This window comes from Synechococcus sp. MU1642 (assembly GCF_020514115.1).
Taxonomy (GTDB): domain Bacteria; phylum Cyanobacteriota; class Cyanobacteriia; order PCC-6307; family Cyanobiaceae; genus Parasynechococcus.
Map to the genome: position 1 here is coordinate 17,161 of NZ_VTKZ01000017.1, position 14,434 is coordinate 31,594.

General features: G+C 60.0%; 13 protein-coding genes. 8 read left to right on the plus strand and 5 right to left on the minus strand.

The features are described 5' to 3' along the window. Positions 1-24 precede the first annotated feature (24 nt). From tuf to FZZ85_RS11480, 4 genes are all read left to right on the plus strand, one after another. On the plus strand, positions 25-1,224 hold the full coding sequence (tuf, locus tag FZZ85_RS11465; protein ID WP_226415366.1) for an elongation factor Tu: 1,200 nt from the start codon (positions 25-27) through the stop codon (positions 1,222-1,224). A 121-nt stretch (positions 1,225-1,345) separates the two neighbouring features. After that, on the plus strand, positions 1,346-1,666 hold the full coding sequence (gene rpsJ, locus FZZ85_RS11470) for a 30S ribosomal protein S10 (protein WP_011363346.1): 321 nt from the start codon (positions 1,346-1,348) through the stop codon (positions 1,664-1,666). A 56-nt stretch (positions 1,667-1,722) separates the two neighbouring features. Further along, on the plus strand, positions 1,723-2,358 hold the full coding sequence (locus FZZ85_RS11475) for an LON peptidase substrate-binding domain-containing protein (protein ID WP_226415368.1): 636 nt from the start codon (positions 1,723-1,725) through the stop codon (positions 2,356-2,358). Then, complete coding sequence (locus FZZ85_RS11480) at positions 2,358-3,290, plus strand: methyltransferase domain-containing protein (RefSeq protein WP_226415370.1); 933 nt, start codon at positions 2,358-2,360, stop codon at positions 3,288-3,290. Before FZZ85_RS11475 ends, FZZ85_RS11480 begins: the two co-directional genes overlap by 1 nt. Positions 3,291-3,293: 3 nt before the next feature. On the opposite strand, the gene pheA is transcribed toward FZZ85_RS11480, so the two are convergent. After that, positions 3,294-4,136, minus strand: coding sequence for a prephenate dehydratase (gene pheA / locus FZZ85_RS11485; RefSeq protein ID WP_226415372.1), 843 nt, complete (start codon positions 4,134-4,136; stop codon positions 3,294-3,296). 52 nt (positions 4,137-4,188) lie between these two features. On the opposite strand from pheA, the gene FZZ85_RS11490 reads away from it, so the two are divergent. Continuing rightward, the gene (locus FZZ85_RS11490; RefSeq protein ID WP_226415374.1) at positions 4,189-4,764 is read left to right on the plus strand and encodes a DUF1997 domain-containing protein; all 576 of its coding nucleotides are present in this window, start codon (positions 4,189-4,191) and stop codon (positions 4,762-4,764) included. Here the strand turns inward: FZZ85_RS11490 and FZZ85_RS11495 are convergent. From FZZ85_RS11495 to FZZ85_RS11505, 3 genes are all read right to left on the minus strand, one after another. Then, positions 4,711-5,310 (minus strand): ribonuclease HII, encoded by a 600-nt coding sequence (locus FZZ85_RS11495; protein WP_226415376.1) that lies wholly within the window; start codon positions 5,308-5,310, stop codon positions 4,711-4,713. The genes FZZ85_RS11490 and FZZ85_RS11495 overlap by 54 nt on opposite strands. A 5-nt stretch (positions 5,311-5,315) precedes the next feature. Next, positions 5,316-7,256 (minus strand): Rne/Rng family ribonuclease, encoded by a 1,941-nt coding sequence (locus tag FZZ85_RS11500; RefSeq protein ID WP_226415378.1) that lies wholly within the window; start codon positions 7,254-7,256, stop codon positions 5,316-5,318. 257 nt (positions 7,257-7,513) lie between these two features. Then, entirely contained in the window at positions 7,514-10,177 is a 2,664-nt protein-coding gene (locus tag FZZ85_RS11505; RefSeq protein ID WP_226415380.1) for a TIGR03960 family B12-binding radical SAM protein, read from the minus strand. A 53-nt stretch (positions 10,178-10,230) separates the two neighbouring features. Here FZZ85_RS11505 and FZZ85_RS11510 point away from each other — a divergent pair, with 53 nt between their 5' ends. From FZZ85_RS11510 to FZZ85_RS11520, 3 genes are read left to right on the plus strand one after another with little or no spacing between them, the layout of a single operon-like run. Further along, positions 10,231-11,457: an LL-diaminopimelate aminotransferase gene (locus FZZ85_RS11510; RefSeq protein WP_226415382.1), complete on the plus strand. Its 1,227-nt coding sequence runs from the start codon at positions 10,231-10,233 to the stop codon at positions 11,455-11,457. 47 nt (positions 11,458-11,504) lie between these two features. Next, entirely contained in the window at positions 11,505-11,825 is a 321-nt protein-coding gene (gene clpS, locus FZZ85_RS11515; protein WP_226415384.1) for an ATP-dependent Clp protease adapter ClpS, read from the plus strand. Positions 11,826-11,829: 4 nt separating this feature from the next. Beyond that, positions 11,830-12,702 carry a CPBP family intramembrane glutamic endopeptidase gene (locus tag FZZ85_RS11520; protein WP_226415387.1) on the plus strand — a complete coding sequence of 291 codons (873 nt, stop codon included), beginning with the start codon at positions 11,830-11,832 and terminating at the stop codon, positions 12,700-12,702. On the opposite strand, the gene FZZ85_RS11525 is transcribed toward FZZ85_RS11520, so the two are convergent. Beyond that, the gene (locus FZZ85_RS11525; protein WP_226415389.1) at positions 12,642-14,219 is read right to left on the minus strand and encodes a photosystem II high light acclimation radical SAM protein; all 1,578 of its coding nucleotides are present in this window, start codon (positions 14,217-14,219) and stop codon (positions 12,642-12,644) included. The two genes, FZZ85_RS11520 and FZZ85_RS11525, sit on opposite strands and share 61 nt — an antisense overlap. Positions 14,220-14,434 lie beyond the last annotated feature (215 nt).

Genomic DNA, 14,434 nt, shown 5'->3' on the forward strand with positions numbered 1-14,434 from the left:
CAACCCTCGATTCTTTAAACACCCATGGCACGCGAGAAGTTCGAAAGGAACAAGCCCCACGTCAATATCGGCACCATCGGCCACGTTGACCACGGCAAGACCACCCTCACCGCTGCGATCACCAACGTGCTCGCCAAGAAGGGGCAGGCTGAGGTTCAAAACTATGCTGATATCGACGGCGCCCCTGAAGAGCGTGAGCGCGGCATCACCATCAACACCGCTCACGTTGAGTACGAAACCGAGACACGTCACTACGCTCACGTGGACTGCCCCGGCCACGCGGACTATGTAAAAAACATGATCACCGGTGCCGCTCAGATGGACGGCGCCATCCTGGTGTGTGCCGCCACCGACGGCCCCATGGCCCAGACCAAGGAGCACATCCTTCTAGCCAAGCAGGTGGGCGTTCCCGCTCTGGTGGTTGCACTGAACAAGTGCGACATGGTCGATGACGAGGAGATCATCGAACTGGTTGAAATGGAGATCCGTGAATTGCTCTCCAGCTACGACTTCCCCGGCGATGACATCCCTGTCGTTCAGGTGTCTGGCCTAAAGGCCATCGAAGGAGAGGCTGAGTGGGAAGCCAAGATCGAGGAACTGATGGCGGCTGTTGACGCCAGCATTCCTGAGCCTGAGCGGGAAGTGGACAAGCCCTTCCTGATGGCGGTAGAAGACGTCTTCTCGATCACCGGTCGTGGCACTGTTGCCACCGGCCGTATTGAGCGCGGCATCGTCAAAGTCGGCGAAGAAATCGAGATTGTCGGTATTCGCGAGCCTCGCAAGACAACCGTCACCGGTGTTGAGATGTTCCGCAAGCTGCTCGACGAGGGCATGGCTGGCGACAACGTTGGTCTGCTGCTTCGCGGCATCCAGAAGGAAGACATCGAACGCGGCATGGTGCTGGTGAAGCCTGGCTCCATCACCCCTCACACCAAGTTCGAGGGTCAGGTGTACGTGCTGAAGAAGGAAGAAGGCGGCCGCCACACTCCTTTCTTCGCTGGCTACCGCCCGCAGTTCTACATCCGTACAACGGACGTGACCGGCCAGATCACCGCATTCACCGCTGAAGATGGCAGCAATGTCGAAATGGTGATGCCTGGTGACAACATCCAGATGACTGGTGAGCTGATCTGTCCTGTCGCAATGGAAACCGGCATGCGTTTCGCTATCCGCGAAGGCGGCCGCACCATCGGTGCTGGCGTTGTCTCCAAGATCATCGAGTGATCAGCGCAAGCTGAACCTCACGGCAGGAGATGGAGGGGCCTAGCCCCCCATCTCCTACATTTACAAGAACCTCGACAACTGAAGTCCTGCTTCGACCTCGAAGCTTTTTCGCCCCCCTCCTATGTCCACTGCCATCGCTCAGCAGAAGATCCGCATCCGCCTGAAGGCGTTCGACCGCCGCATGCTGGATCTCTCATGCGAGAAAATCATTGAAACGGCCGATAACACCGCTGCGACCGCGATCGGCCCGATCCCCCTGCCCACGAAACGCAAGATTTACTGCGTTTTGCGATCTCCCCACGTAGACAAGGACTCCCGCGAGCACTTCGAGACCCGCACCCACCGTCGGATCATTGACATCTACAGCCCGTCTGCCAAGACCATCGACGCGCTAATGAAGCTTGATCTCCCCAGTGGTGTGGACATCGAAGTGAAGCTCTGATCCGTTCGATCAGAACTTCATTTTCCTAGGATTCAGTTGCATACAACACGGCGTTCGTGTCCGATTTTTCTGTGAGGGAGCTTCCCCTGTTCCCCCTGCCGGACGTCGTGTTGTTCCCGCAGCAGCTCCTGCCGCTGCACATTTTTGAATCGCGTTACCGGATGCTTCTTCAGACGGTTCTGGAGACCGACAAGCGCTTCGGCATTGTTCGCATCAACCCTGAGAACGGCGAAATGGCCGAGATCGGTTGCTGCGCTGAGGTGCTTCAGCACCAAACAACGGAAGATGGTCGCAGCTATATCGTTTCGTTGGGCCAACAGCGGTTCCGGCTGCTGAACATCACGCGGGAAACGCCCTACCGAACAGCGATGGTGAGCTGGCTGGAAGATGAGCCCGTGGCCGACACCGACCAGCTCAACAGCTTGCGGGACAAGGTCAGCGAAGCCTTGGGCGACGTCGTTCAGCTGACCAGCAAACTGCAGAACCGAGAGGTGGAACTCCCTGACGATCTGCCTGACCTACCGCGGGAGCTGTCGTTCTGGATCAGCGCCCATCTGGATCAGGCCGCCTCGGAGCAGCAGAGTCTTCTGGAAATGACCGACACCCACGAACGGTTGAGTCAGCAGTTTGAGATGTTGGATCACACCCGACGCCAATTGGCGGCCCGCACTGTGTTGATGGATCTGAAATGATGGTGGGATCTCTGCTGGTGGTGGCCGGAGCCGTTGGAGCCACTGGAATCGCGCTGTGGCTTCGCCGCGACCGGCGCTACGAATCGTCGGAGAGTGTCGCCTCCGCCTACGACGCCTGGACGGAAGACCGTTTGTTAGAGCAGCTCTGGGGAGAGCATGTCCATCTCGGCTATTACGGGACCCCGCCAAGCTCCTGCGACTTCCGCGAAGCCAAGGAGGCCTTCGTCCACGAGCTGGTGCGATGGAGCGGTCTGGACCGACTCCCCGCCGGCAGCCGGGTGCTGGATGTGGGATGCGGCATCGGTGGCAGTGCCCGAATCCTGGCGCGGGATTACGGGTTGGACGTTATCGGCATCAGCATCAGCCCAGCCCAGGTGAAACGAGCAACACAGCTCACCCCATCAGGCCTGACCTGCCATTTCCAGGTGATGGACGCCTTGGATCTTCAACTTCCCGATCAGATCTTTGATGCGGTCTGGAGTGTGGAGGCCGGTCCACATATGCCCGATAAACAGCGTTATGCCGATGAACTGCTGCGGGTACTGCGCCCTGGGGGTCTGCTTGCTGTGGCCGACTGGAACCGCCGCGACCCATCCGATGGGGGCATGACGCGAACCGAACGTTGGGTGATGCGTCAGCTGCTCAACCAGTGGGCCCACCCTGAATTCGCCAGCATCAAGGGGTTCTGCCAAAACCTCGACAACAGCGTCCACAACCGTGGAGAGATCGTCACCCGTGACTGGACCCAGGCCACGCTTCCCTCATGGATTGACTCCATTGTCGAGGGCATTCGACGTCCCTGGGCTGTGCTCAATCTGGGACCGAAAGCGGTACTGCAAGGCCTGAGAGAGACACCGACGTTGTTGCTGATGCACTGGGCCTTCGCCACCGGGCTGATGCAATTCGGTGTCTTTCGAATCAGAAAAGACTGATCCTTAACAACCGCTGAGATCGCTGCTGGGGTAGGCACCGAAATGGGCGAGATGCTCGCAAAGAGGTTGCAACTGGGCAATCAGATCCGCCAGAGCCGTTGATGGATCCGGGGGAAGATCCACATCCACGAAAAACACGTATTCCCCCAACTCCCGTTTGGACGGTCGCGATTCAATCCGACTCATGTTCAGGCCCCGCTCAGCCAAACAGGCCAGAGCCTCCAGCAGGGCCCCCGGCGCATTGCGATGCAACGAGAACGCCAGGCTGGCCACATCGCCATCTTCACTGCGCTGCCCACGACGCAAAAGGAGAAAACGGGTGCGATTGCCCGCAACATCATTCACAGGGAATGCCAGCTCATCCAACCCGTGTTCCCGTGCAGCGGCCTGGGAGGCGATCGCAGCACGGAATGGACTGCCCGCAACCATGCGAGCTGCTTCAGCGGTGGATGAGGTGGGAAGTTGCAATGCATCGGGCAGATGATGGGCCAGCCAGCCACTGCACTGGGCCAGGGCCTGCGGGTGGGAGAGCACTTCCGTGACTCTGCTAAGCGGCCCACTCCCCAGCAGAGCGTGCTGAATCGGAAGCACCAAAGCCCTGCGAATACAAAGCTCGGGATGGGACCACAGCGCATCGAGAGTCGCTGTCACCCCCCCCTCCACCGAGTTCTCAATCGGGACAACGGCTCCGTCACACTCCCCCCCCGCCAGCTGTTCCACAACCGATCGAAGACCGACGCAGGGCACCAGCTGGACATCCTCGAGGACATCCTGTTCGATCAACACCCGGGCGGCCTGCTCGCCATAGGTCCCGGCTGGGCCAAGGAATGCAAGACGTGTAGGCATCGAAGCCGCACTGCATGGACTCGATAAGATCATCCCGCGTCAGGTGAAGTCCATGCCCCTGGCCTTCGAAGCCAGTCAAAAGCTTGATCTGCCTGTCAAAACAGGAGCAGAGCGGCTGCCCACTTACCTGCGGGAAGAGGAGCGCGTCCTCGGGGCGTTGCTGGATGCCAAACAGCTCACCCGGTTGCAACCCGGGCGTTACCGCTATGTGGTGACCAGCCTGCAGGTCTTTCAGCTCCACGTGAAACCCGTGGTATCACTCCAGATCCACATGGAAGGCGACACGCTTGTGATGCAGGCCCTCGACTGCGAACTGGAGGGCCTGGGGATCGTTGACGACTTCGCCCTAAACCTGGAAGCACGGCTGACCTCCACACACGATGGGCTTCAGGGGCATGCCCATCTATCGGTGAGCGTGAGTCAGCCATCACTGCTCAAGCTGATCCCCAAACGGGTGTTGGAGTCAACGGGGGAGTCGATCCTGAGTGGCATCCTCATCGGCATCAAAGCCCGTGTTGGACAGCAGCTGATCAACGACTACCGCAACTGGTGCCGGGAGACAGAGGGGCAAGGCTCAACCGAGCAAACGCTTCAAGAACGTGTGCCGATGCAAGGGCGTGGGGCCTGAGGCCATCAGGCTCTGCCGATGCTTTGCCGTGCCATAGCCCGCATGGCGCTCTAGCCCATACCCAGGGAAGCGAGCCGACAAACGGCGGATGAGTGCATCCCTGGCCTCCTTGGCTAGAACACTGGCCGCAGCGATGGCAGCGGATCGGCTGTCTCCTGCAACAACACTGCGCTGTGGCCCCAGCCACGGCCGAAGAGGAAGATTGCCATCCACCAGAACCAGTCCAGGGGTCTGGGGCAGTCGCTGCAGAGCCCGCAACATGGCGCGTTCCGTAGCAACGCGGATGCCACAAGCGTCAATTTCTCGCGCTGACGCCTGGCCCAAACCGGACGCCACACACAGCGACTGAATCAAGGGAACCAGAGCGGCCCGACGCTTGGGCGACAGTTTTTTGCTGTCGGTCAGCCCCGCCTTCAACAGGCATTCGGCTGCTGAACCCTCGAGCACCACAGCGGCCGCAAAAACAGGACCGAACAAACAACCGCGACCGACTTCGTCCACACCAGCCACGTCCCTCCCGAGAGGGAGGGACTCCTGCGCGGTCATCTGGCTCAGACCGTGGCGACGGCAGAGGAGCGACGACGGCGACGACGGGGCTCCTCAGGCTCAGCTGTTTCAGCCACCGCCACAGGCTCTGGCTCAGCCGGTTCGCTGATGGGGACCGGTTCTGGTTCGGTGATCGTCAAGTTGGTCACCGCCTCCAAGGGGGTGATCTCCACCATCAGAGGTGCCGACTCATCCAGAGCGGATGAGGTGACGACAACGGGCGTCTCAGCGGCTGGGGCTTCAGTGGTCTGACTCGCCCCATTGCGTGATCCCGAACGACCACCCCGGCCGCCGCGACGACGGCGCCGTCCGGAACTGGCCGCCAATTGCTGACGCGCGGCCTCAAGCACCTCCTGCTCGTCCTCGCCAGGACGCACAACCCTGACCACGACGTTGTCGGATTCAGGGGGCTCCTCCAACAACAGGGCAGGGTTCAACCCCAGCCAACCAAACAACTGCTGTTGCTCGTCCGTCATCGGGACAGCAACCAATTCAGGGTCCTGACGACGGGCAGTCGCGGGCTGCTGAGCCTCTTGGGTCGACACCTCAGGGGCAGTGGTATCGGACGTCTCAACTGGAAGCACGGCGTCCTGACTGCCGCGCCCTCGGCCACCGCGCCGCCGCCGGCCATTGCCACCGTTCTCTCCGGGCGAAACCACTTCGGCGCGGGCAGAGGCCGCCGAGCGCACCAATCCCGTGGCCGTCGCCAGAGGTTGAAGAAGGTCTTTGCCGGGGAGAACGGCCACATGGCCCAAACCACCACAGCTGGGGCATGCCCGTCCGAACAGTTCATAGATGTTCTGCCCTTGACGCTTGCGGGTGAGCTCCAACAGGCCCAGTTCACTCAGCTGCGCGATCTGAGGACGAGCTGAGTCATCACGGACGGCTGTCGTGAAATGCTCCAGCAGCTGAAGCTGATCACGACGGGAATCCATATCGATGAAGTCGATGATGATTACCCCACCGATGTTGCGGAGCTTGAGCTGTCGAGCGATCTCGATCGCCGCCTCACAGTTGGTCCACAGAACGGTTTCGCGGGCGTTGGCCGACCGTGTGAACGAACCCGAGTTCACGTCAATCACCGTGAGCGCCTCGGTGGGCTCGATGATCACGTAGCCACCAGAAGGCAGATCAACCCGCGGCTTCAGCGCATCGCGGATGGCGGCATTGACCTTGTAGTGCTCCAACAATTCGCTGGATTCACTGTGCGCTTCCACCAGCACAGCGCTGGCATCAGAGCCAAGGAAGCTATTTACACGGCCCACAGCGGCGGCATCGTCCACCACAACCCGGGCCAGATCCGGGCCCATGTGGTCCCGCAGAATTCGATGGATGAAATCTTCATCGCGGTTGAGCAGCACAGGCGGGGCAGCTGTTTCAGCTGCTTGCTGAATCGCCTCCCATTGGCGAAGCAGAGATTCGAGATCTTCAATCAGCAGGTCTTCACTGATGCCGTCGGCTTCCGTGCGGATCAGCAGGCCAGCTCCTGGTGGCTTGATCAAAACACCCAGGGCACGAAGTCGATTGCGTTCCGCATCGGAACTGATGCGCCGCGAGATGTTGACCCCCTGGCCATGGGGCTGAAGCACCAGGTAGCGACCTGGCAAAGCAAGGTTTCCTGTCAATCGTGGGCCCTTGGTGCCGGTCGGTTCTTTCATCACCTGAACCAGAACCTTTTGACGAGGCTCGAGCAGTTCAGTGATCCCAGCCGAACCTTTCTTCAGACGCAGCGGCCCAAGATCGGTGACATGAATGAACCCGTTTTTCTCACTCTCACCGATATTGACGAAGGCAGCATCAATGCCTGGCAGAACATTTTCAACTGTTCCTAAATAGACATCTCCGATCTGATAACGACCCTGCGCGACGATGAGTTCATCAACACGTTCATCGGTCAGCACTGCTGCGATGCGCAGCTGCTCCGCGATGACAATTTGCTGGGGCATAAGAGGACTGGTTGAGCCCGGTTGAGGGCCAAATCCGTTCAGGAACCTTCCGGTTCTCCCTCACGGGTTGATGGAAAGATTTGAGCTGGTCAGCAAGACCAAAAGGTTGCGGAGCAAAAACTCCTATGACTCAGGCTTGGGGGTTCCAAGAAAGACCGCCGTGCAAGCCGTGATGTGGACCTCGATATCCGTGTGGGATCAGACAAGACCGGAACAAAGTTGGTCCCGACGGACGAAACACCTGTTCTGTATTCAAATTAGCACTGCGCACTGAGCAGCAGGGCTTCTCGCGCCAAGCGTTGCACCTGCAAGGGCTGGCCGACGGTCTCAGCAAGCCAGTGCTGAATCTGAGCAGGGCGCAGGCTTCGGCCCATCTCATCCACCGCTGCTTCCAACCGCAGCCGAACGGATCCATTGGCGTTCCGATCCGTCACCTGCAGATCTTTCAACGCGGAGCGGCAATCCCGCTCCCGGGGGCGGCCCTTCTTATCGGTGTCGTGCCACACCAAGCTTGTGGCCTGCAAGAGCTGGTCCACCGCCGCATTCCAATCCAATGGCATCGGGGCCTGCTCCTCCGGCACGAGATCAAAACACCAAACGGCGCCCGTCAGTTCTTGCGAGAGGCTTTTGCCGTTGACGGAAACTTCGACTGCCGCAAGCAGCTGAATGCCCTGCGGCAACAACGGCTGGAGCGTCTTGCAGAAGTGGTTGGGATCCAGGGCCTCGGTGAATTCCAGGTCCATCCACTCGCTCTGGGCCTCAGCGCCGAGGGGCAGGGCCAAAGCGATCTGAACCCGCGGCAGAGGATGGAACCCTCCGGTGAAGCTGATCGGCAGAGCACTGCGACGCAGGGCTCGCTCCAGCATGCGCATCAGATCAAGATGACTGAGCAGCGCCATCGATCCCGTCTTGGCGAATTGCACCCGGATCCGGCACACCCGTTCACTGGGCGGCGCCTGGGTCGGCACCTGGGTTGGCACCGCGGGAGCAGGCACAACCACGTTGTGCCCGAGATCGGGACCGCAGACACCACAGCTGCTGCAGCCGTCAAAGGAGCAGTCGGGCACAACCGCCGCTGCCAGAGCCCGTTGCAGATCGTCCGCCAGCCAGGCTTTGTCGATGCCGGTGTCGATGTGATCCCAAGGAAGCGGCTGAGCACAGAACGCTTCCAAGTCCTCACAGTCCAGCGCGGCCACGGCACTCCAGCCCCCCACCTCCATCTCCCGGTAGCTCCCCTGCAGGCCAGCATCCGCGATGGCTTCGGTCCAGGCGGCGTACGTGCGATCCAGCGACTCGAACCAGGCATCCATGCCGGCACCGGCCCGCCAGGCCGCCTCGATCACAGGAGCAAGGCGCCGATCGCTGCGGCCCACAAAATCCTCCATGGCCGACAGCCGAACATCGGTGAAGTTCACCTTCACGCCGCGCAAACGCCGGAAGGCCTCCTTGAGCAAGGCCTGACGCCGCTGAAACTCGGCCGTGGAGACGCTGTGCCACTGGAACGGGGTGTGAGGCTTGGGCGTGAAATTGCTGATCGTGATGTTCAGGTTCAGCCGCCCCAGGTCACGGCAGCGCTGCTGCAGCAGCACGCAGGTCTCGGCAATGCCGAGAACATCGGCATCCGTCTCACCAGGGAGGCCGATCATGAAGTACAGCTTCACCTTGCGGTAGCCGTTCTGCATGGCCGTGCGGATGCCACGCAGCAGGTCGTCATCGGTTAAGCCCTTATTAACGATGTCGCGAAGGCGCTGGGTTCCGGCCTCAGGAGCGAAGGTGAGGCCCGCTTTCCGCGTGCCCCCAAGGATGTGGGCAATGTCTTCATCAAAGCGATCCACCCGCTGGCTGGGCAGCTGAAGCGTGACGTTCTGATCCGCAAGGCGGTTTCGCAACTCAACCCCCACTGCCGGCAGCGCCAGATAGTCGCTGCAGCTCAGGGAGAGCAACGAGAAATCGCTGTAGCCGGTTTGTTTCATCCCGGTCTCCACGGCTTCGATCACCGCTTCGGGTTCCACATCCCGAGCCGGACGCGTCAACATCCCCGGCTGGCAGAACCGACATCCACGAGTGCAGCCACGGCGAATCTCCACCGTGAGACGGTCATGGACCGTTTCCACATGGGGGACCAGCCCCATGGCGTAGTAGGGCATCGGCGTCGCCACACGCCGAAGCACCCGCGCAGGAACATCAGAGTGAAGCGGCTCACGGGTGACCCCATCGGCGCCAGTCCCGTAAAGCGCAGGCACGTAAACGCCGGGAACATGGGCCAGATCGTGCAGCAGTTGCGATCGGGTGATTCCATCGGCTTTGGCCTGCGCCACCACCAAACCGATTTCAGGCAAAAGCTCCTCACCGTCACCCAGGGCGATGAAGTCGAAGAACGGCGCGTAGGGCTCTGGATTGCTGGTTGCGGTGGGACCGCCAGCAAAGATCAGCGGTGGCGATGCAGGGTCACTCAGCGGCAAGTCGCCCCGATCAGCGGAGCGAATCGGCACCTTCGCCAGGTCCAGCATCTCAAGGATGTTGGTGGCACCAAGTTCGTAGCTGAGGCTGAAGCCCAGGATGTCGAAGGCCGGCAAAGGCCGACGGCTTTCCACCGCAAACAACGCCTGTGAGCGCTCCCGCAAGCGGCCAGCCAGATCGGCCGCTGGCAGATAGGCGCGATCACACAACTGCCCGGGAACGGCATTGAGGATCGAATAGAGAATGATGTGACCGAGGTTGCTGGAGCCAACCTCATAGATCTCGGGGTAAGTGAGCGCCCAGCGAACGGAGGCTGTCTGCCAATCCCGTGGTTCAACCCCTAACTCATGCCCCATGTAGCGGGCCGGCTTGTTGATGCCGCTGTCCACCAGGGCATGGAAATCAACCGGGTGATCCAGTGATGAGACGACCACGTCGGATGTCCAGACTCCTGAGCTCATCGTATGGAGCTGCCGGCACGGCAGGATGCCCCGCAGAAACAGCTCACGGTTCCGTGGTTCAGGTCAACGGCAATTACCTCAAGCTCAAGGCGGGCTACCTGTTCCCTGAGATCGGTCGGCGCGTCAAAGCGTTCAGCACTGCCAATCCCGACGCAGCTCTGATCCGCCTGGGCATCGGTGATGTCACGGAGCCCCTGCCGCTGGCCTGCCGTGAAGCCATGAAAACGGCCATCGATGCGATGGGCACAGCCAAAGGTTTCCATGGCTATGGCCCCGAACAGGGCTACGGCTGGCTGCGGGAGGCCATTGCCAAAAACGACTTCCAATCCCGAGGCTGCGACATCAATGCCGAGGAAATTTTTGTTTCCGACGGCTCCAAGTGCGACAGCAGCAACATCCTCGACATCCTTGGCGAGGGCAACAAGGTGGCCGTCACGGACCCCGTCTATCCGGTGTACGTGGACAGCAACGTGATGGCTGGCCGCACCGGTGAAGCAGGAGAGATCGGTCGCTATGCGGGCCTGACCTACCTGCCGATCAGCGCGGACAACGGTTTTGCGGCGCAGATTCCCAGTGAACCGGTCGACCTGATCTACCTCTGCTTCCCCAACAACCCCACCGGTGCCGTCGCCACCCGGGATCAACTCCAAGCCTGGGTGAACTACGCCCGTGCCAGTGGTGCGCTGATCCTTTTCGATGCTGCCTATGAGGCCTTCATCCAAGACCCGGAACTCCCCCACTCCATCTTCGAAATCGAGGGAGCCCGGGACTGCGCAATCGAATTTCGTTCCTTTTCTAAAAACGCGGGCTTTACCGGCACGCGTTGCGCATTCACTGTGGTGCCCAAGGGGTTGAAAGGCAAGGCAGCCAACGGCGAAGCGGTGGAACTCTGGGGGCTATGGAACCGACGTCAGAGCACCAAGTTCAACGGTGTGAGCTACATCATTCAGCGCGGAGCCGAGGCTGTTTACTCCAAAGCCGGTCAGGCCGAGGTGAAGGCCCTGGTGAGCTTTTACATGGAGAACGCCGCGATCATTCGCCGCGAACTCAGTGCGGCAGGCCTCACCGTCTATGGCGGCGAACACGCCCCCTACGTCTGGATCAAGACCCCTGAGGGCGTGGACTCCTGGGGCTTCTTTGACCATCTGCTCAAGAATGCCAACGTGGTCGGCACACCCGGCAGCGGCTTCGGCGCCGCTGGAGAGGGGTATTTCCGCTTGTCCGCCTTCAACAGCCGCACCAATGTGGATGAGGCCATGGCCCGGATCAAGGACCTGTGAGCCGCTCCATTTCCCCATTCCCTTTAGATTCCAAAAGCTTCGGGTTAATGGTCATGGCGGTGGACTCTCCCAGCCAAAAACCAGGTGGTGCATCGGTTCTGGACAAAGCGCCAGAGCGGGTTCGCAAGCGGTCACCCCGTTACAAGGTGCTGCTGCACAACGATCCGGTGAATTCCATGGAATACGTGGTGGCCACCCTTCAGCAGGTTGTACCTCAACTCAGCGAGCAGGACTGCATGGCCGTGATGCTGGAAGCCCACAACACCGGCGTGGGATTGGTAATTGTGTGTGACATCGAACCGGCTGAGTTCTATTGCGAAACCTTGAAGGCCAAGGGACTGACCAGTTCCATCGAGCCCGAAAGCTAGAGCGATGCAGAAAGCGCTGAACAGGTTTCTCCTGCTTCAGCCGGCATGGCTGCCGACGGTTCTTTTCATCCCTCTGCTCTATGCACTGGGCTGGCTTACTGCTGTTCCGCTGATGCTGTTTGGCTTGCCGGCAGCTCAGCTCTCCCTCACCGGAACGGTGCTGACTTTTGTCCTGTTCATCCTGTTGATGCCCCGATGGGCAACCCTGAGGTGGTCCGCCGAGCGACCTTGGGTGGCGTTGGGCATCTGCCGAACCAACCCACAAGAACAACCCGCGCCAGCAGCTGCTCTTCTAAAAGGTCTGCTCACTGCTGCAGGGCTGCTGACGGTGATCACGAGCATCGTTCTGATCGGAGGCTCGGGAGAATGGCGAGGCGAAGTGGATGGAACGCACTTGGCGAACGCCGTTTTGCTCTGCCTCGGCGTTGGCTTTGCAGAGGAATTGATTTTCCGCAGCTGGCTCTGGGCGGAACTGAATCGAATGATGGGCTCGCGTAGTGGTGCTCTGACCCAAGCAGCCATTTTCAGTCTCATTCACACACGCTTCAACCTTGGGCTGGCTGCCATGAGTGGCCTACTTATCGGACTGTTTCTGCTGGGGATGGTGCTTGCCATCCAGCGACAAGCGGACCAGGGATCACTTTGGGGCTGTATCGGCCTGCATGGAGGGCTTGTCGCTGGATGGTTTCTGCTGCAGAGCAGCTTGATTCAGCTGTCACCCAACGCCCCGTTGTGGTTGGTTGGACCAGGAGGGAGCGCAGCAAACCCACTGGGGGGGGCTGTCGGACTGATGAGTTTGCTGATCCTGCTGATGATTCAGCGCACAGCCGTTGCCAAGGGAGCTCTACCTGCCACGGGAGCTCGCAATGCTTCATAAAGCGAAGCCACGCCGTAATCCCTTTCGAGGAGTGACATCACTGTGCGACCGAAATCCGCAGGATTGCGATCAAAAGCCTCGAGACACACCCGACCAAAGGTGCTCCCCATCGGCTCAGGGTTCCAGAGAAGCTTGCGCGCCGTCCACGGCATCATGCTCATCGGGTTGTACCCGGGCTTGATCAAACCCTGATCAAACCCATACTGCTCAAGGTGCGTGTGGGGCTGCAAGCCAATGAAAAAGATCGCTGGCTCGACCAAATCAGCGCCGAAAATGGCCTCTAGCTCACGGTGATAAGCCACGGTCTGACGGATAGTTTCCGGCCGCTCATCGATCACGTTGAAGGAGTAATTCACTGACACGTGATCGCGGAAGCCAGCATCCGCCAGCATCTGGCAACTCTCCAGAACGGTGCGCAGGTTGTAGCCCATGCGCATCTTGCGAACGAGCTCTTGAGAGCCCGACGTAATACCGATCTCGAAATAACTCATGCCGGTCTCCACCATGAGCTGAGCCAATTCGGGGTCCAGATTGTCGGCGCGGATGTAGGCCGCCCAACGGATGCCGGTGAGTCCTTCAGCCTTGATCGCGCGCAGGAGTTCCTTGGCGTCTTCGATGTAGCGCCGCGCGGGAATGAACTGAGCATCAGTGAACCAGAAACCACGCACCCCACGGTCGTAAAGCTGGCGCATTTCTTTCACCACCTCAGCCACTGGGTTGAGGCGCACCTGCTTGCCTTCAACCACCGTGTAAACGCAATAACAACAGTTGTGGGGGCAGCCACGTTTGGTCTGAACGCCCACATAGAAGTCCCCACCTTCAAGGTACCAATCGAGCTGGGGCCAGATCGAAGCGATGTAGTCGTAATTGCAAGCGGTTTTGGGCCGACTTTCCGGCTGTTCATGGATCAGACCTGAACGTGGCTTCTCGCCCACCACGAAGCAACGTTCGCCCTCGATGGAGTGACCCTGAATCAACTTCTCAAGAAGTGGCTCCCCCTCGCCAATCGAGACAACTGTTCCCTTAGGGAGTGACTTGCCGAGTTGCTCATAGAACACACTGACGGCCCCACCGCCAAGTACGGCTCTAGTCACCGGCTGATGGCGGCGAGCACGCTTCAAACCCTGACGCACCAGACGTTGGTTTCTGCGCAGCTCGCCGTAATGACTGCTCATCAACTGCAGCCCACCCAAGGCTCCATGCAGACGCTTCAGTGGGTTGCGGGCATAGAACACCTCGAACGAATTCTGAAGAGGGTTGCCGCCTCGTCCATCGACCGGCGCATAGATCTGGATGTCTCTCCAGGAAAAAACCAACAGCGTGGGCTTGAACTGGTCAACGGTGGCGTCCAGCACGCGATGAACATCAAGCACCGGCAGAGCCGCAAGATCCAGGATGCGTTGGGGCATCTCCGGAAAACACTTGTGCAGATGGTCGGCGAGATAGATCGGCCCGATCGGGAAGATCGGATTACAGGGCAGCCGCACCAGCAACACCCGTTCTTGTTGTGGTGCCACGTCAGCTGCGATCGGGATTCGCGGACGCTAACAAGCGCCGAAGCGAGAGGCGCTTTGGCCCTCTTAACAACAGCTTCATAAAGCCGACGACACACAGCGCAAACTTCCTTTACACTCTCCACCAGGCAGGGCTCACCTGCCCTTCCTTAAACCGTTCCTTCGGGAACATTTCTTTCCGTTCTCATGACCACCACCCTCCAGCAGCGCTCCGGCGC